Raw genomic sequence first — 20,951 nt, forward strand, 5'->3', positions numbered from 1 at the left:
CTTCGTGGGATTCGTCTGCTTGATCCTTCTAACTTGTGGCCGATGGCCCTGGAGTCTTTCATGGTAGATCGCTCATCACCGCCCCCCCGGCCCCCCTTGAGTGCCGCGAGCCTGACGTTGCGCCTGGCCGGTATTGCCGTGGTGGTCGCTGTCGTGGCCGGGGCTTTTGCCTACGTCAACGCCACCCTTGACCCACAGCGCCTGACGCCGAAAAAACTGATCAATGTGCTGGAAACCAACAACGGCGTGCACCCGGGATTCCGGCGTAATCACTCCAAAGGGGTGTGCGTGATCGGGCATTTCGAAAGCAGCGGCGAGGCGCGCAGCTATTCCAGCGCTCAGGTGTTCAATGAGGCGCGGACCCCGGTGGTCGGACGTTTCGCGTTGCCGGCCGGCAATCCTTACGCACCGGACAACAGCGTGCCGATCCGCAGCCTCGCACTGCGTTTCACCCAGGCCAACGGCCAACAGTGGCGTACCGGGATGAACAGCATGCCGGTGTTCCCGGTGGGTACGCCCGAAGCGTTTTACCAATTGCAGCAGGCCCAGTCGCCTGACCCGGCCACCGGCAAACCGAACCCGGCAGCGGTGCCGGCGTTTTTCGGTGCGCACCCGGAAGCAGCGCCGTTCCTGGCCTGGATCAAAACCGCCAAGCCATCCGCCAGTTACGTCACGGAAACCTATAACAGCGTCAACGCGTTTTACCTGGTCAACGCCGCCGGGCAAAAACAGGCCGTGCGCTGGAGCATGGTGCCGTTGGTGCAGGACGCGGCAGGTGCCACGGCGCCGGAGGGCGGCGATTTCCTCGAGAAAGACCTGGTTCAACGGATTGCCACAGGGCCGTTGCGTTGGCAGTTGAACCTCACGCTGGCCAACCCCGGTGATCCGGTCAACGACGCCAGCAAGGCCTGGCCCGACGGTCGCAAAGTGGTGAACGCTGGCACGCTGGTGCTCGAAAGCACCCAGCCGCAACTGAATGGCGAATGCCGGGACATCAACTACGACCCGCTGGTGTTGCCCGCCGGTATCGAAGGGTCCGACGACCCGTTGCTCGCCGCTCGTTCAGCCGGTTACGCCAGTTCCTACTTGCGCCGCACCAGTGAAGTCAGCCAGTTGCCCGCCGCCAAACAGGAGGCTCAACAATGAGCGCCCAACCGAACCACTTCGCGCCGCTGGCGCGACTGCTGCACTGGCTGATGGCGTTGATGATCATTGCCATGCTGTTTATCGGCGCGGGCATGGTCGCTTCCGTCTCGGAGCGCCATGAGTGGCTGATCCATCTGCACAAACCGTTGGGCATCGCCATTCTGTTGCTGGTGATCGTGCGCCTTGGTGTGCGCTTTTCGACCCGGCAACCACCGCTGCCGGCAGATTTGCCGGGCTGGCAAGTGCTGGCGGCCAAGGCTTCGCATGTGTTGCTGTACGCCTTGATGTTTATCCTGCCGCTGCTCGGCTGGGCGATGATTTCTGCGGCGGGCGACCCGGTGATGCTCAGCAGTTCGTTGCAGTTGCCGTCGATCCTCCCGGCCAATGCACAGGTGTTTGCGTTCCTGCGCAAGGCGCACGGGTATCTGGCGTATCTGCTGTTTCTGACGGTGCTGCTGCATCTGGCGGCGGCGTTGTTTCACGCGTGGGTGCGCCGCGATGACGTGCTCGACAGCATGCTGCGGGGCAAGGATCGCGGTTAACCGGTTTGCGTGGCGCATCGTGCCGATGCGCCACTTTTCAGTGTCAGCCACCAGTAACCCAACGCCATGGCATTGATCCCTGCACCCAACAGGCATACCCCGAGCCACCCGGCCCACGCATACATCGCCGTCGAACCGATCGAACCCAACGCGCTGCCAATCGAATAGAACAGCATGTAACCGGCGGTGAGGCGGCTTTGCGCTTCGGGTCGCACGCTGTAGATCATGCTTTGGCTGGTCACGTGCACGGCTTGCAAGCCAAGATCGAGGGTAATCACGCCCAGCAACAAGGCCCACAAGGAAGATTGGGTCAGGGCGATCGGTAGCCAGGAAACCAGCATCAACAACAGTGACAACCCGCTGGTCCACTGGCCCCAGCCGCGATCGGCCAGATGCCCGGCACGTGCGGCGGCCAGTGCTCCGGCGGCGCCGGCCAGTCCGAACAAGCCGATTTGCGTGTGGGACAGCGACAGCGGCGGGGCGCTCAGCGGCAACACCATGGGCGTCCACAGCACCATGGCGCTGGCGAAGGTCATCAACGCGAGCATCGCCCGTTGACGCAGCACCGGTTCTTCCTTGAACAACGTGAACACCGAACCGAGCAATGCCGCGTAGGAACTGACAGGTTGCGTTTCCTCGTGTTTGGGCAGCACACGCAACAGCAGCAACGCCATCAACAGAGTCAACCCCGCCGACAACAGATAGATCGAGCGCCAGCCCGCCAGATCAGCCATGCCTCCCGCCACTGTCCGCGCCAGCAAAATGCCGACGACGATGCCGCTGGTGACCACACCGACCACGCGTCCACGCTGCGCCGGGATGGCCAACGTCGCGGCGTAGGCCACCAACACTTGTGTGACCACCGCCAGTAATCCGGTCAACGTCATCCCGAGCAACAGCCAGGTGCTGTTCGAGGCTAACGCGATCATCAACAACGCCAGCGCTGACAGCAGGGTTTGCGTGACGATCAGGCGTCGGCGGTTCAACAGATCACCGAGCGGCACCAGCAACAACAATCCAATGCCGTAACCGATCTGAGTGAGCGTGACGACGATGCCGATGGTGGCGGGGTCCATGGCAAACGCCTCGGCCATCGCATCAAGTAAGGGTTGCGCGTAATACACATTGCCGACGGCCAGTCCGCAGGCGATGGCGAACAGCAACACGACGCCGCTGCTGAGATTTGTTTGAGTGGGCTTCATGCCGGGCTCCTAAAGTGGTTTCTAAATAAAACCAGTTGTACGGTAAGCAAGCCGGTTTTATATTGCAACCACATTTGTTTTCGAGAGCGCGGTCATGGCCAAGCGTACAAGCATGGAAAGCGCCGAATGCCCGGTGGCCCGTTCACTGGATGCCATCGGCGATTGGTGGTCGTTGCTGATCGTGCGCGATGCGTTCGACGGCATTCGCCGGTTCGGCGAGTTTCAGCGCAACCTGGGCATGGCGAAGAACATTCTCTCGGCACGATTGCGCACGCTGGTGAGCCACGGGATTTTCGATCTGGTGCCGGCGTCGGATGGCAGCGCGTATCAGGAGTACGTGCTGACGGAGAAGGGTAAAGGGCTGTTCCCGCTGATCATCGGATTGCGGCAGTGGGGCGAGGCGTTTTTCTATGAGGATGGGGAGGCGCACTCGCGGGTGGTTGACCGAGACCACGGTCGACCGGTGCGGCCATTGGAATTGCGCGCCGAGGACGGGCGATTGCTGGGGCCGGAGGATTGTGTGCGAGTGGCGGCCGAATGAAGCGTGGCTGCATGCCTGGCATGCAGCCATTGTGGAGGATCAGCGCAAGGTATCGACCATGTCCGCCGCGGTCGTCAGCACATCCTTGCCCAATTGCTTCGAACGCTTGCCGGACCAGCCAGTCAACGGATCCGGTTTGTCGTTGTTGTCCTTGAACGGCATCTCCAGGGTCAACGACAGGCAGTCGAATTTCTCGCCGACGCTGTTGCACGCCAGGGTCATGTTGGCTTTGCCCGGCTCGTCGCGGGTGTAACCGTGCTTGGTCTGGAAGTCCTTGGTCAGGTGCTTCAGATGACTGCGGAAATGCTCTTCGAGTTTTTCGATTCGCGGCGTGTAGCCTGGGTTGCCCTCGCAACCGGCGGTGAACACGTAGGGGATTTCTTCATCGCCATGGATGTCGAGGAACAGGTCCACGCCGTACTTTTCCATTTGCTGTTGTACGAAAAAGACTTCCGGGCTGATTTCCTGGCTGGCGCTCTGCCAGGCGCGGTTGAGGTCCTGACCCATGGCGTTGGTGCGCAGGTGACCGTGAAAGGCACCGTCCGGGTTCATGTTCGGCACCAGGTACAGGTCGGCGCTGGCCAGCAGTTTGTTCAGGACGGGATCGTCGTGCCTTTCCAGCCGTTCGATCACGCCTTCCATGAACCACTCAGCCATGTGCTCGCCGGGGTGTTGCTGCGCAATCATCCAGACCTTGCGTTGGCCTTCGGCACCGGTGCCTTTGCGAAGCAGTTGAATGTCACGACCTTCGACACTCTTGCCGGTGGCCAGCAGCTCGGTGCCGGCCTTGGTCAGCGCCTGCTCGATCAACCAGTCATGGCGGCCACGGCTGTAGGGTTCGAAATAGGCAAACCAGGCGTGAGTCGCGGTGGCTTCGAGGCTGAAACGCAGGCAGTCGCCTTCGAAAATGGTCGGCACCCGGAACCAGTTGACGTGGTCGTAGGACGCCACTGCCTGATAGCCGTCCCAGGCTTTGTTGTACGAGGACCTGCTGGCATTGTTCAGACGAAACCAGTGTTCCTGCCCGACGTGCAAACCGCTGGCCTTGAAGTGAAACCACTGAAAATGCGGGCTGCGGGTGTCTGGCTTGATGGCCAGCAATGCTTGCAACGGATTGCTGATGTCCAGCACTTCAATGTTGCCGCTGTCGAAATTGGCGCTGATGTCGAATGAAGATTTGGCCACGGTCATAGTCGATTCCTGAATATGATTTTTATGGCTGATACTTTACACGCTGGGAAGGGAAAAACCGGGGGAAATTGCGGGGTAAAAGGGGGGGGGCGTCTTCCTTGACGCAGACGCAGCTTAGAGACTGTGCAATTGATTCTCAAGTGCTATTTTCATTCGTTTGGCCCAATGTTGGCGGGCTTCTCTTGCCAATAGATATTCTTTTGATATCATTCGCGCCATCGAATTTGCAGCACCCAAAGACTTCATTAGCCTGAAGGTAAAGCCAGAATAACTGGCAAAAAAAAGACCCGGCAAAAAGCCGGGTCAAAAACCGTGATTAGCCTGATGAGGAGATAGTCCAGGAGACCGACCTAAGGTCACTTGGACAATCGACTGATCTCGCGACCAGCTGCATGCAATAATAATCATTCTCGTTTGCAAGTCAAATGATTTTATCTGCGCGATTGGAAAATTCTTTCCCGCGCCCCGCGAAATTTCCCTGCCTGTGTTATCCGTGATGATCCTCGTCCAGGGATCGATCCAGCAACGCCTTGGCCATATCGATCATATGCACCGTCGAAAAGGCCAGATCCCGGTGGGCACCCTGCAGATTGTTCGCCGACTCGTACGCGGTGGCGGCAGCGCAACGCAACAGGTCTGAAGCACGCACCAGCGCTTCTTCACTGCTGACATTGCGGTTCACATCAAAAAAACGTTCTTCTTCTACCACTTCGGACACAGCTGGTTTCAAGTAATAGTCCAGGGCGCGCTGCGCGGCGGCCGAGCCTTTTGGCGAGGTGAGGGAGGTGTCGATCTGCATGTCTGGCAAGTCATTGCTGGGGATGGTCATGGCGATGGCAAAGCTCCGTGTTAGATTCAAATCCGTGACCCAATCGTAGTACGAACTGTATTTGTGACGAAAATTTAAATACTACAAGTTGTGTTTTGCTGGCCGGAGGCGCCCACGTATCGTGCCGCACATGGATAAATGGATTGAATTGGTCAAGGCCAAGATGAGTGAACTCAAAGTCACTCAAGAAATACTCGCCGACCGCCTGGGGATGTCCCAGGGCGGCGTCGGTCATTGGCTGAACAAACGTCGCCAACCCGGCATCGATGACATGAACCGCGTGTTGCACGCACTGGGCATGGAGTTTCTCGAGGTGGCGCTGGTGATCCGGGAGCCGGACACCCAGAAGGAGGAGAGCCAGGATCTGGTGCGAAAGTACAACCCGTACTTTCGTTACCCGGTCAGCGACTGGCGCGAATCCTGCGAGGTGCGCGACGGCGAGCCGACGGTCTATGACAAGGCGCGATTCGAACTGACCGACTACCACGCTCAGGGCGCGGCATTCTGGTTGACCGTGGTGGGTGATGCGATGACAGCACCGAGCGGCGTCAGTATCGCCGAGGGCATGATGATCCTGGTGGACCCGGCCATTGTGCCGGAGCCCGGAAAACTGGTGATCGCCCAATGGCCGGACAGCACTGAAGCGACGTTCCGCAAACTGATCGAAGAGGGCGGGCAGCGTTACCTGGTCCCGCTCAATCCGACGTACCCGAAAGCCCTTTACACCAACGCCTGCCGAATCATCGGCGTAGTGGTTCAGGCAACGGCCAGGTTCTGATCAGATCGGTCCTCGCAAGGCGTAGGACCGATCCTGATTTCATGCTTCTTCCAGTTCGACCAACGCACTGCCTTCGCTGACCATCTCGCCTTCCTGGCAATACAGCGCCTTGATCACCCCGGCGTGTGGCGCACGAATGCTGTGCTCCATCTTCATTGCTTCCAGCACCACCAGTTGCGCCCCGGCTTCGACCGTTTGTCCGGCCTCCACCAGCACCCGCACGATGCTGCCGTTCATGGGCGCAGTGAGTCCGCCCTGATGGCTGTGACTGGCTTCGACCGCACTGATCGGGTCGTAGGCCTCGATGCGGCGCAACTCACCTTCCCATTGCAGATACACCACGTCGCCGCGACGGATTGCCCGATGCTGGCGGCGCACACCGTTGTGTTCGGTCAGCAGTTGCTCGGCCGAGAGCTGCGCCGACCGGGTAGCGCCCAACGTCAGTGCGCGGTCCTGGCCTTCGCAGCTCAGGTGCAGGGTGATTTCTTTTGGCAATCCGGCACGGAACCCATTGCCGATGCCCCAAGGCGAACTCGTGTCATCAGCGCGGGTTCTGACCGGTTGGCTTTGGGTAAACGCCTGCGCCGCGGCTTGCCAGAACTCATCGCTGAGCGGCGAGGGCTCTGGCAGCAGTTGCTCCTGATAACGCAGAATGAACCCGGTATCCAGTTCGGCCGCCGCAAACGCCGGATGACCGACGATTCGACGCAGGAAGTTGATATTGGTCTTGAGCCCGCCAATCGCGAACTCATCGAGCATGCTCAACAAACGCAGGCGCGCCTGCTCGCGGTCTTCGCCCCAGGCAATCAACTTGCCGAGCATGGGGTCGTAGAACGGCGAAACCTCATCACCTTCTTCAACACCGCTGTCGACCCGACGACCCGGACCGTCAGCCGATTCACGGTACAACTCCAGACGCCCGGTGGCCGGCAGGAAATCATTGCCCGGGTCTTCGGCATACAGCCGCACTTCAATTGCATGCCCGATCAACGGCACCTGATCCTGAGTCATTGGTAGCGCTTCGCCACGTGCCACGCGAATCTGCCAGGCAACCAGATCGAGACCGGTGATGGCTTCGGTGACCGGGTGTTCGACCTGCAGGCGCGTGTTCATCTCCATGAAGAAGAACTCACCGCGCGCATCCAGCAAGAATTCCACGGTGCCGGCGCCGACATAGCCGATGGCCTGCGCCGAACGCACGGCGGCTTCGCCCATGGCGCGGCGCAGTTCCGGGCTCAAGCCCGGTGCGGGGGCTTCTTCGACGACCTTCTGGTGCCGACGCTGAATCGAGCAGTCCCGCTCGTTGAGGTACAGGCAGTTGCCATGCTGGTCAGCGAAGATCTGGATTTCCACGTGGCGCGGCTTCAGCAAATACTTTTCGACCAGCATCCGCGAATCGCCGAACGAGGACTGCGCCTCACGCTGAGCCGAGGCCAGGGCTTCGGCCAGTTGGCTGACGTCCTCGACCACTTTCATGCCTTTGCCGCCACCGCCCGCCGTTGCCTTGAGCAACACCGGATAACCGATGCGTTCGCACGCGTCGCGGAAGGTATCGAGGTCCTGAGCTTCGCCGTGATAACCGGGCACCAGTGGCACGCCAGCGGTTTCCATCAAGGCTTTGGCGGCGGATTTGCTGCCCATGGCATCGATGGCCGAGGCAGGGGGGCCGAGGAAGATCAGGCCCGCCGCTTCGATCGCACGGGCGAATCCGGCGTTCTCCGACAAAAACCCATAACCCGGATGAATCGCCTGTGCGCCGCTGGCCTTGGCGGCGGCGATCAGTTTGTCGATTTGCAGGTAACTGTCGGCGGCTTTGCTGCCGCCGAGGTCAACGCGGATGTCCGCTTCGCGGCTGTGCCGGGCTTCGCGGTCAGTGGCACTGTGCACGGCGACGGTGGTCAGGCCCAGGGCCTTGGCGGTGCGCATGACCCGGCAAGCGATTTCGCCACGGTTGGCCACCAGCAGAGAGGTAATGACAGGTGCGCTCATCAACGCGGCTCCTTGGGGGTGGTTTCGGCCTGCCAGCTCGGCGGACGTTTTTGCAGAAAGGCGCGCAGGCCTTCCTGGCCTTCGGGGCTGACGCGGATTCGTGCGATGGCATTTTCGGTGTAGCGACGCAGGGCCGGGGTCAACGCACCGTTACCCACTTCACGCAGCAAGTCCTTGCTGACGCGCATGGCTGCCGGGCTGTTGAGCAGCAGGTTGTCGATCCATTGCTCAACGTTCTGTTCCAGCTCATTGATCGGGAAGCTCTCCGACAACAAACCGATTTCCCGAGCGCGCTGTCCACCGAAGCGCTCGGCGGTCAGGGCATAACGACGTGCCGCGCGTTCGCCTATGGCTTGCACCACGAACGGGCTGATCACCGCCGGTGCCAAGCCGATGCGCACTTCCGACAGGCAGAATTGGGCGTCGTCGGCGCCAATCGCCATGTCGCAGCAACTGATCAGACCCAGCGCGCCGCCGAACGCCGCGCCTTGCACCACGGCCAGCGTCGGGATTTTCAGCTTGGCCAGGTTGTACATCAACTCCGCCAGTTCCCGGGCGTCGTCCAGATTGGTGTGGTAATCGAGTTCGGCTGATTGCTGCATCCAGGCCAGGTCGGCGCCGGCGCTGAAATGCTTGCCGCGTCCACGCACCAGCAAGAAACGCAAGCTGGCATCGCCCGAGACCTTGTCCAGCGCGAGGATCAGTTCGCGGATCATTTCGGCGTTGAACGCGTTGTTCTTTTCTTCCCGGCTCAGCCACAGGGTGGCGAAACCGCGCGGGTCGGTCTGCAGTTCGAGGGTGTTGAAGTCGCTCATGAGGTTCTCCCGATCACATCCGGAACACGCCGAAGCGGCTCGGTTCGATTGGCGCGTTCAGCGACGCGGACAAGGCCAGGGCCAATACATCGCGGGTCTGCGCGGGGTCAATGACGCCGTCGTCCCACAGCCTTGCACTGGAGTAGTAAGGGTGGCCCTGTTCTTCGTATTGATCGAGGATCGGTTGCTTGATTTCGGCTTCCTGTTCGGCGCTGAAACCCTGGCCACTGCGCTCGGCTTGCTCGCGCTTGACCTGCACCAGAACCCCCGCGGCTTGCTCGGCGCCCATCACGCCAATCCGCGCATTCGGCCACATCCACAGGAAGCGTGGATCGTAAGCGCGACCGCACATCCCGTAGTTACCGGCGCCGAAGCTGCCGCCGATGATCACGGTGAATTTCGGCACCTTGGCGCACGCCACGGCAGTCACCAGCTTTGCACCGTGCTTGGCGATGCCGCCGGCCTCGTATTTCTGGCCGACCATGAAGCCGGTGATGTTTTGCAGGAACAACAGCGGAATGCCGCGCTGACAGGCCAGTTCGATGAAGTGCGCGCCTTTCTGTGCAGCCTCGGCGAAGAGGATGCCGTTGTTGGCAAGGATCGCGATCGGGTAACCGTGCAGGTGGGCAAATCCGCACACCAGCGTAGTCCCGAACAGCGCCTTGAATTCGTCGAACACCGAACCGTCCACCAGCCGCGCAATCACTTCGCGTACGTCGAACGGCTGCTTGGCGTCGGCCGACACCACGCCATACAACTCGTCACTGCTGTAGAGCGGGGCGATGGGCGTGCGTTGTTGCAGTTCGCCGAGTTTGCGCCAGTTGAGGTTGGCGATGCTGCGTCGGGCAATGGCCAAGGCGTGTTCATCGCTCTCGGCATAATGGTCGGCGACTCCGGAAATCTTGCAGTGCACGTCGGCGCCGCCCAGATCTTCGGCGCTGACCACTTCACCGGTCGCGGCTTTAACCAACGGCGGACCGGCAAGGAAAATCGTCGCCTGCTCTCGCACCATGATCGCTTCGTCGGCCATCGCCGGCACGTAAGCGCCACCGGCGGTGCACGAGCCCATGACCACCGCAATCTGCGGAATGCCCATGGCGCTCATGTTGGCCTGGTTGAAGAAGATCCGCCCGAAATGCTCGCGGTCCGGGAACACTTCATCCTGACGCGGCAGGTTGGCGCCGCCGGAATCCACCAGATAAATGCACGGCAAGCGATTTTGCTGAGCGATGGTCTGGGCGCGCAGGTGTTTTTTCACGGTCAGCGGGTAATACGAGCCGCCTTTCACCGTGGCATCGTTGGCCACGATCATGCACTCGACGCCTTCGACTCGGCCGATCCCGGCAATCACGCCAGCGGCGGGCACGTCTTCACCGTACACCCCGTAGGCCGCCAGTTGGCTGATCTCAAGGAACGGCGAGCCTGGATCGAGCAGGCGATTGATCCGCTCGCGCGGTAGCAGTTTGCCCCGCGAGGTGTGGCGTTCTTGCGCCTTCGGGCCGCCACCTTGCTGCACTTGCGCGAGCAGGGTGTGCAGCGCGTCGACCTGAGTGAGCATCGCCGCGCTGTTGGCGGCGAACTCCGCCGAACGGGGGTTGAGCTGGGTATGCAGGATAGCCATGGACAGCTCCGTTTAGCGGGTTTCGTTGAACAGTTCGCGACCGATCAGCATGCGACGGATCTCACTGGTGCCGGCGCCGATTTCGTACAACTTGGCGTCACGCAGCAGACGACCGGCCGGGAATTCATTGATGTACCCGTTGCCGCCGAGAATCTGGATCGCGTCGAGGGCCATTTGCGTGGCGCGCTCGGCGCTGTAGAGGATCACGCCGGCGGCGTCCTTGCGCGTGGTTTCGCCGCGCTCGCAGGCCTGAGCAACGGCATAAAGGTAGGCGCGGCTGGCGTTGAGTTGGGTGTACATGTCGGCGACTTTGCCCTGGATCAGTTGGAACTCGCCGATGCTCTGGCCGAACTGCTTGCGATCGTGAATGTACGGAACGATCAGGTCCATGCAGGCTTGCATGATCCCGGTCGGGCCGCCGGACAGGACAACGCGCTCGTAGTCGAGGCCGCTCATCAGCACTTTCACGCCACCGTTGAGTACGCCGAGGATGTTTTCTTCCGGCACTTCGACGTCATCGAAGAACAGCTCGCAGGTGTTCGAGCCGCGCATGCCGAGCTTGTCGAACTTGTTGCTGCGGCTGAAGCCTTTCCAGTCGCGTTCGACGATAAATGCGGTGATGCCGTGCGGGCCTTTTTCCAGGTCGGTCTTGGCGTAGATCACGTAGGTGTTGGCGTCGGGGCCGTTGGTGATCCAGGTTTTGCTGCCGTTGAGCACGTAGTGATCGCCGCGTTTATCGGCACGCAGTTTCATGGACACCACGTCGGAACCGGCGTTCGGTTCGCTCATGGCCAGGGCGCCGATGTGCTCGCCGCTGATCAGCTTTGGCAGGTATTTGCTTTTCTGTTCGTGATTGCCGTTGCGGTTGATCTGGTTCACGCAGAGGTTGGAGTGCGCGCCGTAAGACAAGGCGACCGACGCCGAGCCACGGCTGATTTCTTCCATGATCACCACGTGCGCCAGGTAACCCAGGCCGGCACCACCGTATTCTTCCGGCACGGTCACGCCGAGCAGGCCCATGTCGCCGAACTTGCGCCACAGGTCGGCGGGGAACAGGTTGTCGATGTCGATCTGAGCGGCGCGCGGGGCGATCTCTTTGGCGACGAAGGACTGAACCTGATCGCGCAGCATGTCGATGGTTTCACCGAGGGCAAAGTTCAGGGATGGGTAGCTCATGGGGCACCTTTTGGCTTTTTTATAGGGCGGGGAGGGTTGTGATTTGACTCTCACCTTTACGTTAACGTAAGCCTGTGACGAATGGCTGTCAATCACCCTTTACGTTAACGTCAACTTGAGCGAGAGTAGAGCCGTTCTTACAGACTCGCGACGGTCACCCTGTGGCAGCGAGCCTGCTCGCGAAAGCGTCAGATCAGTCGACATCATTGTTGAATCTACCGACCTCTTCGCAAGCAGGCTCGCTCCCACAAGTTAGCGTCGGCAACCCATTAATAAAGACAATAGGGGTCGTCATGGATCAACCCAGTGCAAGCCCGCAGCGCAGCTATACCCGTGGTTCTCAGGACAAAGCCTTGTTGGCGATGACCATCGGTCAGGCATTTGATAACACCGTCGCGCGTTATCCGACGGGCGAGGCGCTGGTCGTGCGCCATCAACAGTTGCGCTACACCTGGCAGCAACTCTCCGACGCCGTGGACCTGCATGCCCGGGCGCTGCTCGCGTTGGGGTTGCAGGCCGGTGACCGGCTCGGCATCTGGGCGCCGAATTGCGCGCAGTGGTGCATCAGCCAGTTCGCCAGCGCGAAGATCGGCGTGATCCTGGTCAACATCAACCCGGCGTATCGCAGCTCTGAACTCGAGTACGTGTTGAAGCAGTCGGGCTGCCAATGGCTGGTCTGCGCGGGCTCTTTCAAGACCTCTAACTATCACGGCATGTTACAAGGGCTGGTGCCTGAATTGGCGGAGCAATCCATCGGTCAGTTGCAGAGCGAACGTCTGTCTGACTTGCGCGGCGTGATCAGTCTGGATGCGCAGCCGCCCTCGGGTTTCCTGCCGTGGTCGCAGTTGACTGATCTGGCTGGCAGCGTGTCTGTCGAGCAGTTGCGCGAGCGTCAGGACAGCCTGCACTTCGACCAGGCCGTGAACATCCAGTACACCTCTGGCACCACCGGTTTTCCGAAGGGCGCGACCCTCAGCCACTACAACATTCTCAACAACGGTTACATGGTGGGCGAAAGTCTCGGCCTGACCGCCGATGATCGGCTGGTGATCCCGGTGCCGCTGTATCACTGTTTCGGCATGGTCATGGGCAACCTCGGCTGCATCACCCACGGCAGCACCATGATTTACCCCAATGACGCTTTCGATCCGTTGTTGACCCTGACCACCGTCGCCGAAGAAAAGGCCACCGCGCTCTATGGTGTGCCGACCATGTTCATTGCCATGCTCGATCAACCACAACGTGCGGAATTCGATCTGTCGAGCCTGCGTACCGGGATCATGGCCGGCGCGACCTGTCCGATCGAAGTGATGCGCCGGGTGATCAGCGAAATGCACATGAACGAAGTGCAGATTGCCTACGGCATGACGGAAACAAGTCCGGTGTCGTTGCAGACCGGTCCTTCAGACGAGCTGGAATTGCGCGTCACCACGGTCGGCCGCACCCAGCCGCAACTTGAAAGCAAAATCATCGACGAAGCGGGCAATCTGGTGCCGCGTGGCACCATCGGCGAGCTCTGCACTCGCGGCTACAGCGTGATGCTCGGCTACTGGAACAACCCGCAAGGCACTGCCGAAGCTATCGATCAGGCCGGTTGGATGCACACCGGTGATTTGGCGAGCATGAACGATGAAGGCTACGTGTGCATTGCCGGACGCAACAAGGACATGATCATCCGTGGTGGTGAGAATATTTACCCGCGGGAGCTGGAAGAGTTCTTCTTTACCCACCCGGCGGTGGCGGACGTGCAAGTGATCGGCATCCCTTGTTCGCGTTATGGCGAAGAGATCGTTGCCTGGATCAAATTCCACCCCGGGCACAGTGCCACCGAACAAGAGCTGCAAACCTGGTGCAAGGAGCGCATCGCGCACTTCAAGACGCCGCGTTACTTCAAGTTCGTCGAGGAGTTTCCGATGACGGTCACCGGCAAGATCCAGAAATTCCGGATGCGCGAGATCAGCATCGAGGAGTTGAGCGGAAAACAGGTCTGACAATTTTCCCTTGTGGGAGCCAGCCTGCTGGCGATAGCGGAGTGTCTGTCAACATTCATTTGTCTGGACCACCGCAATCGCCAGCAGGCTGGCTCCCACAGGGGCGGTGGTGAAAACCTGAATCGCAGAAAGCACAAAGGGGAGCCGAAGCTCCCCTTTAATTTTGTCGTTGCGCGTGCTCTTTTTTTATTATTGAGGGGCGGTCTGTTTTTGTTTTTAGTAACCGTGACCCTTTACCGCTGTTTTTGTCGATCCCCATCCGGGATCAAGAGCAAACGTATTTTTTTGAGCGCTGATCTACTTTTTCGCTAAGCGATCCAACCAGTTCGGGAGCTACCTGAAGGTAGTTTTATTGTTCTCTGCCCGGTTGCGGGTTACTCCGAAAAGCACCCTGAAAAGCACACCTTCTCCAAAAAAATCTGTTAGCTGCGTCTCTGCCGTGTTGTTCTTGTTATGTCAGAGTCGTTACGTCTTATTTTTATTGGTTTGCTGCTTTTTATTCTTGTTATGCCATAGAGATAGCAGAAGCCGTGCCAACTTTTAAAAAACCTTTAAAATCAATGACTTGAGTTTTATGTAAGATTTTTCGCTCAGCTAAACCCCTACAATTTGTTTCCGTGTTACTCGTTTGTCCCCCACGTTTCGGACGGGGCGGTAACACCTGGACACATCAGTGCGCTCACTGCGCGCTGCGAGCCTTGGCCACGCGCGAACCGGTTGGGCGCCCCAGCACCGTGCAAATCTGCTGACCAGCCAAAATCAAGGCGTCCAGGTCGATACCCGTTTCGATTCCGAGGCCATTGAGCAGGTAAACCACGTCTTCGGTGGCGACGTTACCGCTGGCGCCTTTGGCGTAGGGGCAGCCGCCGAGGCCGGCGATGGAACTGTCAAACACCGAAATCCCTTCGAGCAGGCTGGCGTAGATGTTGGCCATAGCCTGGCCGTAGGTGTCGTGGAAGTGCCCGGCCAGTTTTTCCCGCGGCACGTCGGCCGCGACCACTTCGAACATCTTGCGCGTGGCGCCCGCGGTGCCGGTGCCGATGGTGTCACCCAGCGAGACTTCGTAGCAGCCCATGGCATAGAGCTCGCGGGCGACCCGGGCAACTTGCTCGGGTTTGACGTGACCTTCATAAGGGCAGCCCAGCACACAGGACACGTAACCGCGCACGCTGACGCCGTGCTGTTTGGCGGCTTCCATGATTGGGACAAAACGCGCCAGGCTTTCGCTGATCGAGCAATTGATGTTGCGCTGGGAAAACGCTTCGGACGCTGCCGCGAACACCGCGACTTCCGTTACCCCGGCAGCGATCGCATCTTCAAACCCGCGCAGGTTGGGGGCGAGCGCGCCATAGGTCACGCCCGGTTTGCGCTGGATTTGCGCGAAGACCTCGGCGGATCCGGCCATTTGCGGCACCCATTTGGGCGAAACGAAACTGCCGACTTCTATATAGCCGAGACCCGCGGCCGTGAGTGCATCGACCAGTTGCACCTTGTCGGCAACGCTGATGGGTTGGGCTTCGTTTTGCAGACCGTCGCGGGGGCCGACTTCGACCAGGCGTACGTGGGAAGGAAGGGACATGGGAATCGACCTGTGCTGATTGTCTGAATGTGGTGATAACCCTGTGGGAGCGAGCTTGCTCGCGATTGCGGTAGCACCTTCAACACAAATGTCGACTGACCTCACGCCATCGCGAGCAAGCCTGCTCCTACAGGACCGGCTGGCTTTTCATCGTCTGTTCCAGCGCCTGGGTGCAGCGCTCTTGTGCGGTGTCCAGTTCCAGTTTCATCTGCTCGATGTCGAGCATCTGCTGCTCCAGCTGTTCGCGGCGCTCGGCGATTTTGTTCAGCATGGTTTGCAGCTGTTTCTGATTGCCGCCGGTGGGGTCGTAGAGTTCGATCAGCTCGCGACATTCGGCAAGTGAGAAACCAATGCGCTTGCCCCGCAGGATCAGTTTCAGGCTGACCTTGTCACGGGGCGAATAAATGCGTTCCTGGCCGCGTCGCTCGGGGCTGAGCAGGCCTTGCTCCTCATAGAAGCGAATGGCCCGCGTGGTGATGTCGAGCTCGCGGGCGAGGTCGGAAATGCTATAGGTCTGGCTGCTCATGGAAGCGCTCGAAAAAGATCATGGCGCTAAGCTAATGGCAGGTTGACGTTTACGTCAAGGGGCTTGGTTCTGAGGTGTTCTGGCGGGCCTCATCGCGAGCAGGCTCGCTCCCACATTTAATCGCATTCTTTCTGAAGGAACTCGTTTGAATGTGGGAGCGAGACCGGCTTGCCGGTGAAGGGACCACCTCGGTCCAACGTCCTACACCTTATCGAGCTTCTTCTCATGCGCCGTCACCTGCTGGCACAACTCGATCATCTGCTCGCGCATCCAGCGGTTGGCCGGGTCCTGGTCGGTGCTTTCGTGCCAGTAAAGGTGGGTTTCCACCGGCGGTACATCGTTGACCGGCAGGTTCACCGAATACAAATCATGACGACGGGCGAAGCGCTCAGGCACGGTCATGACCATGTCGGTCTGCTGCAACACCTGCGACGCCATCAGGTAATGCTGGGAGCGCAGGGCAATCTTGCGCTGGATGCCCATCTTGCCCAGGGCCAGGTCGACATGGCCCAGACCGCTGCGGCGGCTGGAAATATGGATGTGCGTAAGCGACAGGTAGTCATCGAGGGTGAACTTTTCCTTGGTCGCCAGCGGATGGCCCTTGCGCATGGCGCACACGTAACGGTCTTCCATCAACTTGACGTGACGCACTTGCGGGTCGGTATTGAGCGGCGCGTCCACCGCAAAATCGAGTCGCCCGGCCGCCAATTCCTTGGTGGTCTCGCGGCGCTTGGACAGAAAGCTTTCGATGATCACTGTCGGTGCCAGGCGGCGCAGGCGCTGGAACAAGGGCGGCAGGATCACCGCTTCGGTGAGGTCGGTCATGCTGATGCGATACGTCTTGACCGCCTGCAACGGGTTGAAGATGCGGCTTTCCTGCACCGACACCCGCAGCAGCGAGAGGGCGTTGCGCACCGGGCCGATGATGTTTTGCGCCATCGGCGTCGGCACCATGCCCTGGGCTGTACGAACGAAGAGCGGATCGTTGAACGTCTCGCGCAGGCGGGCCAGAGCGTTCGAAACAGCCGGTTGAGTAATGCCGACAATTTGTCCGGCGCGGGTCAGGTTGGCTTCGGTGTAGATCGCGTCGAAGACGATGAAAAGGTTGAGGTCGACCTTGCTCAGATTCATTGCGCTGCACTCTTATTGTTGGTTCTCAATCAGCCGATCATATATCGGTGATGAATGTTAATACACGCCGAGAATAGGCTAGGTAAATTTTCGTAGCTGTTCTAGCATCGATTGCATGACCTAAACAACCTCCCCCCAGAAGGTAGCTGCTCATGGATTTCGCTTATTCGCCCAAGGTGCAAGAACTGCGTGAGCGCGTGACCGCGTTCATGGACACCTACGTTTATCCCGCCGAAGCCGTGTTCGAGCGCCAGGTTGCCGAGGGTGACCGCTGGCAGCCGACTGCGATCATGGAAGAACTGAAACTCAAGGCCAAGGCTGAAGGCTTGTGGAATTTGTTTCTGCCTGAGTCCGAACTCGGCGCTGGCCTGACCAACCTCGAATACGCGCCATTGGCAGAGATCATGGGGCGCTCGCTGCTGGGGCCTGAGCCGTTCAACTGCTCGGCGCCCGACACCGGCAACATGGAAGTGCTGGTGCGCTACGCCAACGAAGAACAGAAACAACGCTGGCTCGAACCGCTGCTGCGCGGCGAGATCCGCTCGGCGTTCGCCATGACTGAGCCGGACGTGGCTTCCTCCGACGCGACCAACATGGCCGCCCGCGCCGTGCGTGACGGTGATGAGTGGGTGATCAACGGCAAAAAGTGGTGGACCTCGGGTGCTTGTGATCCACGCTGCAAAATCCTGATTTTCATGGGCCTGAGCAATCCCGATGCGCCGCGCCACGCCCAGCACTCGATGATTCTGGTGCCGGTGGATGCCCCAGGCGTGAAGATCGTCCGTCCGCTGCCGGTGTTCGGTTATGACGACGCACCACACGGTCACGCTGAAGTGTTGTTCGAAAACGTCCGGGTGCCGTACGAAAACGTTCTGTTGGGCGAAGGACGCGGCTTTGAAATCGCTCAGGGTCGCCTTGGCCCGGGCCGGATTCACCACTGCATGCGTTCGATCGGCATGGCCGAGCGTGCACTGGAGCTGATGTGCAAACGTGCGGTAAACCGCACCGCGTTCGGCAAACCGTTGGCACGTCTGGGCGGCAACATCGACAAGATCGCCGACTCGCGGATGGAAATCGACATGGCGCGCCTGCTGACCTTGAAAGCGGCGTACATGATGGACACCGTCGGCAATAAAGTGGCGAAGAGCGAAATCGCGCAGATCAAGGTGGTGGCACCGAACGTGGCCCTGCGGGTCATCGACCGGGCGATCCAGATCCATGGCGGGGCAGGGGTTTCCAACGATTTCCCGCTGGCCTACATGTATGCGATGCAGCGCACGCTACGTCTGGCCGACGGCCCGGACGAAGTGCACCGCGCGGCCATCGGCAAGTTCGAGATCGGCAAGTATGTGCCTAAAGAAATGATGCGCAGCAGTCATTAAGGCCGCTTTATCGCGGGCCTGTGGCAGGCCCGCGATAGCATCATCCTTCTATGGAGGGCAGCCCGAAAAAGGCTCTTGCACACTCGGTGCTGTGAGCCGCCAGGTCTTCCTCGCTTTCCCCCCGATGCAACGCCACTTCCCGCAACACTTCAGTCAGATACGCCGGTTCGTTGCGACCATTTTTCGGCTTGGGCCGCAAACTGCGCGGCAGCAGATACGGCGCATCACTCTCCAGCATCAACCGCCCGCGTTTGATTTCTTTCACCAACGGATGCAAATGCGTGCCCCGTCGCTCATCACAAATCCAGCCGGTGATCCCGATGTGCAAGTCCAGGTCGAGGTAACTGAACAGCGCCTTCTTTTCGCCGGTGAAGCAATGCACCACGGCGGCGGGCAATTGATCTCGATAATCCCGAAGAATTTCCAGAAGACGCTGACTGGCGTCGCGCTCGTGGAGGAAAACCGGCAGTTGCAGCTCGATCGCCATCTCCAGGTGTTGTTCGAGAACTTTTTCCTGTTGCGGACGCGGCGAGAAATCACGATTGAAATCCAGCCCGCATTCACCCACCGCCACGACGTTCGGCTCTCTGAGCAAGCTGCGCAGACGCTGGGCGCTGTCGGCGTTCCAGTCGCTGGCTGCGTGAGGGTGGATGCCAGCGGTGGCGAACAGCCGTTGCGCCGTCTCATCCAGTTGCTGGCACAGCTCCAGCGCCTGTTCGCTGCCTTCGACACTGGTGCCGGTGAGCACCAATTGGCAGACGCCGGCGGCATAGGCGCGGTCAAGTACAGCCTGGTGTTTGTCGGCAAAACTGGGGTTGGTCAGGTTGACGCCGATATCGATGAGTTGCATGGTGCTACCTCGGACCAAAGGCCGGAAAGCATATCAGAGCTGTAGATTTATAAGAAAAGCCAAGAACTACAACGAGTTAAAGCTGTCTTTTGATGCCGCGAGACAAGCTGGGGGTGGTCGTCGTGCCATCACTGTGCCAGTCTTTCGCACTTTGCCAGCGCTCAAGCGCTCTGTTTCTGTCGTTCGATTTCAGCCGTTTTGTTGAAATCGGCCCAGTATTCTTTCCGGAGAGTGGATGACACGTCCCTCGATTTTGTTACTGCTGTGTGGTTCGTTGCTGCTGCCGATGCCGGCGGTTGCGCGGCTGGCCGGCCCGCTGCAAGCCGTACCGGCGGCCAAGGTGCGCGATCTGCAGGAAATCCGCAGCAGCCGTGTCCTGAAGGTGTTGGTCAACCAGAGCCGCAACAGCTCCGGCGAAGTCCAGGGCCAGGCCATCGGCGTCGAATATCATCGCCTGCGCGCCTTCGAGCAATACCTCAACGGTCACGCCCGTGACGGTCAGGAAGTGACGCTCAAGATCATTCCAAAAGCCAAGGATCAACTGCTCGGCGCGTTGCAGCGCGGGGAGGGTGATCTGGTTGCGCCGGGCGAGTTGCTTGATCTGCAACCGGGCTATGCCGTCAGCACCAGCGAGCCGATTGCCAGCAATATTCCTTTGGTTCTGGTCGGAATCAAGGGCGAGAAACGCTACACGCGCCTCGAACAGCTTTCCGGTAAAACCCTGGCGTTACCCACCGGCAGTGCCGCCGGGGACGCGATCAGTCAGATCAATCAAAAGCTTGCCCTGCACAAACTGGCACCGGTGAAGGTCGAGTGGGTCGATCCGAGTCTGGCGGTCGAAGATGTGCTGGAAATGGTTCAGGGCGGGATCTTTCACCTGACCATCGTCGAGCAGCCGATTGCCGAGCGCTGGGGCAAGATTCTGCCTAAGTTGCGCTTCGATCGGCAGGTGCTGATCAGCGAGCCGGGGGAAGAGTTCTGGTTCGTGCGCCGCGACGCGTCGATGCTGCGGGCGAGCATCGATCGCTTCCTGATCGGGTATAAAAAGCCTTCGGATCAGGATGCCGCGTTCCTGCGGATCTACCGTCGCCTGTATCAAGTGCACTATCCATTGGCCAAGGCTGATCGCCAGCGACTGGAAAAACTTCGGCCGGTGTTGCAGAAACACGCCGATGCCCAAGGCATGGACTGGCTGAATCTGGCGGCATTGGCGTTCAAGGAGTCCGCGCTGCAACCCCGCGCGCGAAGCGGCGGTGGTCCCACAGGCCTGATGCAGATCACTCCGTCCGCAGCGCAACGGGTCGGGGTCAACAACATTCAGGACCTCGATGCCAATGTTCAGGCCGGAGCCAAATACCTGGCGATGATCCGCCGCAAGTTTTTTGCCAGCCCCAAACTCAACGAGCGTGAGCGCATGGCGTTTGTGTTGGCGGCCTACAACATTGGGCCGGAGCGGGTTCAGGGCATGCGCGCCGAGGCGCGTCGGCGTGGCTTGAACCCTAATCAATGGTTCTTCCAGGTCGAGCGCATTGCCATGGAACAGGTGGGAATGGGGCCCGTCAGCTATGTTAATAGCGTGAACAAGTATTACTTGGCGTTCGATCGGGAGCGGGAGTCGTTGGAGCCCCAGGGGCAGAAAATTGCCTCACGGAAATGATCGAA

At 59.8% G+C, this 20,951-nt stretch carries 18 protein-coding genes; 7 read left to right on the forward strand and 11 right to left on the reverse strand.

Features of this window, described 5'->3' with window-relative positions:
• The first annotated feature begins 60 nt into the window (after positions 1-60).
• Entirely contained in the window at positions 61-1,146 is a 1,086-nt protein-coding gene (locus tag F8N43_RS01185) for a catalase family peroxidase (RefSeq protein ID WP_150653077.1), read from the forward strand.
• Positions 1,143-1,688, forward strand: coding sequence for a cytochrome b (locus F8N43_RS01190; protein WP_150631031.1), 546 nt, complete (start codon positions 1,143-1,145; stop codon positions 1,686-1,688). Before F8N43_RS01185 ends, F8N43_RS01190 begins: the two co-directional genes overlap by 4 nt.
• Here F8N43_RS01190 and F8N43_RS01195 read toward each other — a convergent pair.
• Positions 1,685-2,890 carry an MFS transporter gene (locus tag F8N43_RS01195; protein ID WP_150653078.1) on the reverse strand — a complete coding sequence of 402 codons (1,206 nt, stop codon included), beginning with the start codon at positions 2,888-2,890 and terminating at the stop codon, positions 1,685-1,687. The two genes, F8N43_RS01190 and F8N43_RS01195, sit on opposite strands and share 4 nt — an antisense overlap.
• Positions 2,891-2,984: 94 nt before the next feature.
• Here F8N43_RS01195 and F8N43_RS01200 point away from each other — a divergent pair, with 94 nt between their 5' ends.
• Positions 2,985-3,431: a winged helix-turn-helix transcriptional regulator gene (locus F8N43_RS01200; protein WP_150638779.1), complete on the forward strand. Its 447-nt coding sequence runs from the start codon at positions 2,985-2,987 to the stop codon at positions 3,429-3,431.
• A 39-nt stretch (positions 3,432-3,470) separates the two neighbouring features.
• On the opposite strand, the gene F8N43_RS01205 is transcribed toward F8N43_RS01200, so the two are convergent.
• Both F8N43_RS01205 and F8N43_RS01210 read right to left on the reverse strand, forming a co-directional pair.
• On the reverse strand, positions 3,471-4,622 hold the full coding sequence (locus F8N43_RS01205; RefSeq protein ID WP_150631033.1) for a M14-type cytosolic carboxypeptidase: 1,152 nt from the start codon (positions 4,620-4,622) through the stop codon (positions 3,471-3,473).
• A gap of 487 nt (positions 4,623-5,109) precedes the next feature.
• Positions 5,110-5,451, reverse strand: a complete 342-nt coding sequence (locus F8N43_RS01210) for a DUF6124 family protein (protein WP_150631034.1) — start codon at positions 5,449-5,451, stop codon at positions 5,110-5,112.
• A 130-nt stretch (positions 5,452-5,581) separates the two neighbouring features.
• Here F8N43_RS01210 and F8N43_RS01215 point away from each other — a divergent pair, with 130 nt between their 5' ends.
• Positions 5,582-6,229 carry a LexA family protein gene (locus tag F8N43_RS01215; RefSeq protein WP_150631035.1) on the forward strand — a complete coding sequence of 216 codons (648 nt, stop codon included), beginning with the start codon at positions 5,582-5,584 and terminating at the stop codon, positions 6,227-6,229.
• A gap of 39 nt (positions 6,230-6,268) precedes the next feature.
• On the opposite strand, the gene F8N43_RS01220 is transcribed toward F8N43_RS01215, so the two are convergent.
• Genes F8N43_RS01220 through F8N43_RS01235 form a run of 4 tightly spaced genes read right to left on the reverse strand, consistent with a single transcriptional unit; the run spans position 6,269 to position 11,830 of the window.
• Positions 6,269-8,218, reverse strand: coding sequence for an acetyl/propionyl/methylcrotonyl-CoA carboxylase subunit alpha (locus F8N43_RS01220; protein ID WP_150653079.1), 1,950 nt, complete (start codon positions 8,216-8,218; stop codon positions 6,269-6,271).
• A complete protein-coding gene (locus F8N43_RS01225; RefSeq protein ID WP_150631037.1) occupies positions 8,218-9,033 on the reverse strand; it encodes a gamma-carboxygeranoyl-CoA hydratase in 816 nt (271 codons plus the stop codon). Before F8N43_RS01225 ends, F8N43_RS01220 begins: the two co-directional genes overlap by 1 nt.
• A 13-nt stretch (positions 9,034-9,046) precedes the next feature.
• Entirely contained in the window at positions 9,047-10,654 is a 1,608-nt protein-coding gene (locus F8N43_RS01230; protein WP_150631038.1) for a carboxyl transferase domain-containing protein, read from the reverse strand.
• Between the two features lie 12 nt (positions 10,655-10,666).
• The gene (locus F8N43_RS01235; RefSeq protein ID WP_017339825.1) at positions 10,667-11,830 is read right to left on the reverse strand and encodes an isovaleryl-CoA dehydrogenase; all 1,164 of its coding nucleotides are present in this window, start codon (positions 11,828-11,830) and stop codon (positions 10,667-10,669) included.
• A 293-nt stretch (positions 11,831-12,123) separates the two neighbouring features.
• On the opposite strand from F8N43_RS01235, the gene F8N43_RS01240 reads away from it, so the two are divergent.
• Entirely contained in the window at positions 12,124-13,821 is a 1,698-nt protein-coding gene (locus F8N43_RS01240; RefSeq protein ID WP_150653080.1) for an AMP-binding protein, read from the forward strand.
• A gap of 679 nt (positions 13,822-14,500) precedes the next feature.
• On the opposite strand, the gene F8N43_RS01245 is transcribed toward F8N43_RS01240, so the two are convergent.
• From F8N43_RS01245 to F8N43_RS01260, 3 genes are all read right to left on the reverse strand, one after another.
• Positions 14,501-15,400, reverse strand: coding sequence for a hydroxymethylglutaryl-CoA lyase (locus F8N43_RS01245; RefSeq protein WP_150631040.1), 900 nt, complete (start codon positions 15,398-15,400; stop codon positions 14,501-14,503).
• Positions 15,401-15,527: 127 nt separating this feature from the next.
• Positions 15,528-15,926: a MerR family transcriptional regulator gene (locus tag F8N43_RS01255; protein ID WP_150631041.1), complete on the reverse strand. Its 399-nt coding sequence runs from the start codon at positions 15,924-15,926 to the stop codon at positions 15,528-15,530.
• 201 nt (positions 15,927-16,127) lie between these two features.
• Positions 16,128-17,057: a LysR family transcriptional regulator gene (locus tag F8N43_RS01260; protein ID WP_008031887.1), complete on the reverse strand. Its 930-nt coding sequence runs from the start codon at positions 17,055-17,057 to the stop codon at positions 16,128-16,130.
• Positions 17,058-17,209: 152 nt separating this feature from the next.
• Here F8N43_RS01260 and F8N43_RS01265 point away from each other — a divergent pair, with 152 nt between their 5' ends.
• Complete coding sequence (locus tag F8N43_RS01265; protein ID WP_017339821.1) at positions 17,210-18,439, forward strand: acyl-CoA dehydrogenase; 1,230 nt, start codon at positions 17,210-17,212, stop codon at positions 18,437-18,439.
• 40 nt (positions 18,440-18,479) lie between these two features.
• Here F8N43_RS01265 and F8N43_RS01270 read toward each other — a convergent pair whose 3' ends face one another.
• Positions 18,480-19,289 carry a TatD family hydrolase gene (locus tag F8N43_RS01270; protein ID WP_150631042.1) on the reverse strand — a complete coding sequence of 270 codons (810 nt, stop codon included), beginning with the start codon at positions 19,287-19,289 and terminating at the stop codon, positions 18,480-18,482.
• A 235-nt stretch (positions 19,290-19,524) separates the two neighbouring features.
• Between F8N43_RS01270 and F8N43_RS01275 the strand changes: the two genes are divergently transcribed.
• Positions 19,525-20,946: a transglycosylase SLT domain-containing protein gene (locus F8N43_RS01275; RefSeq protein ID WP_150631043.1), complete on the forward strand. Its 1,422-nt coding sequence runs from the start codon at positions 19,525-19,527 to the stop codon at positions 20,944-20,946.
• The last annotated feature ends 5 nt before the right edge of the window (positions 20,947-20,951 follow it).

Source organism: Pseudomonas fluorescens, assembly GCF_902498065.1.
Lineage (GTDB): Bacteria > Pseudomonadota > Gammaproteobacteria > Pseudomonadales > Pseudomonadaceae > Aquipseudomonas > Aquipseudomonas fluorescens_BJ.

What these genes read in the sequence shown, in the direction of transcription:
- F8N43_RS01185 (WP_150653077.1), top strand. Translation starts at nt 61, where the DNA reads ATGGTAGATCGCTCATCACCGCCCCCCCGGCCCCCCTTGAGTGCCGCG.
- F8N43_RS01260 (WP_008031887.1), bottom strand. Translation starts at nt 17,057, where the DNA reads ATGAATCTGAGCAAGGTCGACCTCAACCTTTTCATCGTCTTCGACGCG.
- F8N43_RS01220 (WP_150653079.1), bottom strand. Translation starts at nt 8,218, where the DNA reads ATGAGCGCACCTGTCATTACCTCTCTGCTGGTGGCCAACCGTGGCGAA.
- F8N43_RS01245 (WP_150631040.1), bottom strand. Translation starts at nt 15,400, where the DNA reads ATGTCCCTTCCTTCCCACGTACGCCTGGTCGAAGTCGGCCCCCGCGAC.
- F8N43_RS01255 (WP_150631041.1), bottom strand. Translation starts at nt 15,926, where the DNA reads ATGAGCAGCCAGACCTATAGCATTTCCGACCTCGCCCGCGAGCTCGAC.
- F8N43_RS01225 (WP_150631037.1), bottom strand. Translation starts at nt 9,033, where the DNA reads ATGAGCGACTTCAACACCCTCGAACTGCAGACCGACCCGCGCGGTTTC.
- F8N43_RS01190 (WP_150631031.1), top strand. Translation starts at nt 1,143, where the DNA reads ATGAGCGCCCAACCGAACCACTTCGCGCCGCTGGCGCGACTGCTGCAC.
- F8N43_RS01195 (WP_150653078.1), bottom strand. Translation starts at nt 2,890, where the DNA reads ATGAAGCCCACTCAAACAAATCTCAGCAGCGGCGTCGTGTTGCTGTTC.
- F8N43_RS01235 (WP_017339825.1), bottom strand. Translation starts at nt 11,830, where the DNA reads ATGAGCTACCCATCCCTGAACTTTGCCCTCGGTGAAACCATCGACATG.
- F8N43_RS01270 (WP_150631042.1), bottom strand. Translation starts at nt 19,289, where the DNA reads ATGCAACTCATCGATATCGGCGTCAACCTGACCAACCCCAGTTTTGCC.
- F8N43_RS01240 (WP_150653080.1), top strand. Translation starts at nt 12,124, where the DNA reads ATGGATCAACCCAGTGCAAGCCCGCAGCGCAGCTATACCCGTGGTTCT.
- F8N43_RS01275 (WP_150631043.1), top strand. Translation starts at nt 19,525, where the DNA reads ATGACACGTCCCTCGATTTTGTTACTGCTGTGTGGTTCGTTGCTGCTG.
- F8N43_RS01210 (WP_150631034.1), bottom strand. Translation starts at nt 5,451, where the DNA reads ATGACCATCCCCAGCAATGACTTGCCAGACATGCAGATCGACACCTCC.
- F8N43_RS01215 (WP_150631035.1), top strand. Translation starts at nt 5,582, where the DNA reads ATGGATAAATGGATTGAATTGGTCAAGGCCAAGATGAGTGAACTCAAA.
- F8N43_RS01205 (WP_150631033.1), bottom strand. Translation starts at nt 4,622, where the DNA reads ATGACCGTGGCCAAATCTTCATTCGACATCAGCGCCAATTTCGACAGC.
- F8N43_RS01200 (WP_150638779.1), top strand. Translation starts at nt 2,985, where the DNA reads ATGGCCAAGCGTACAAGCATGGAAAGCGCCGAATGCCCGGTGGCCCGT.
- F8N43_RS01265 (WP_017339821.1), top strand. Translation starts at nt 17,210, where the DNA reads ATGGATTTCGCTTATTCGCCCAAGGTGCAAGAACTGCGTGAGCGCGTG.
- F8N43_RS01230 (WP_150631038.1), bottom strand. Translation starts at nt 10,654, where the DNA reads ATGGCTATCCTGCATACCCAGCTCAACCCCCGTTCGGCGGAGTTCGCC.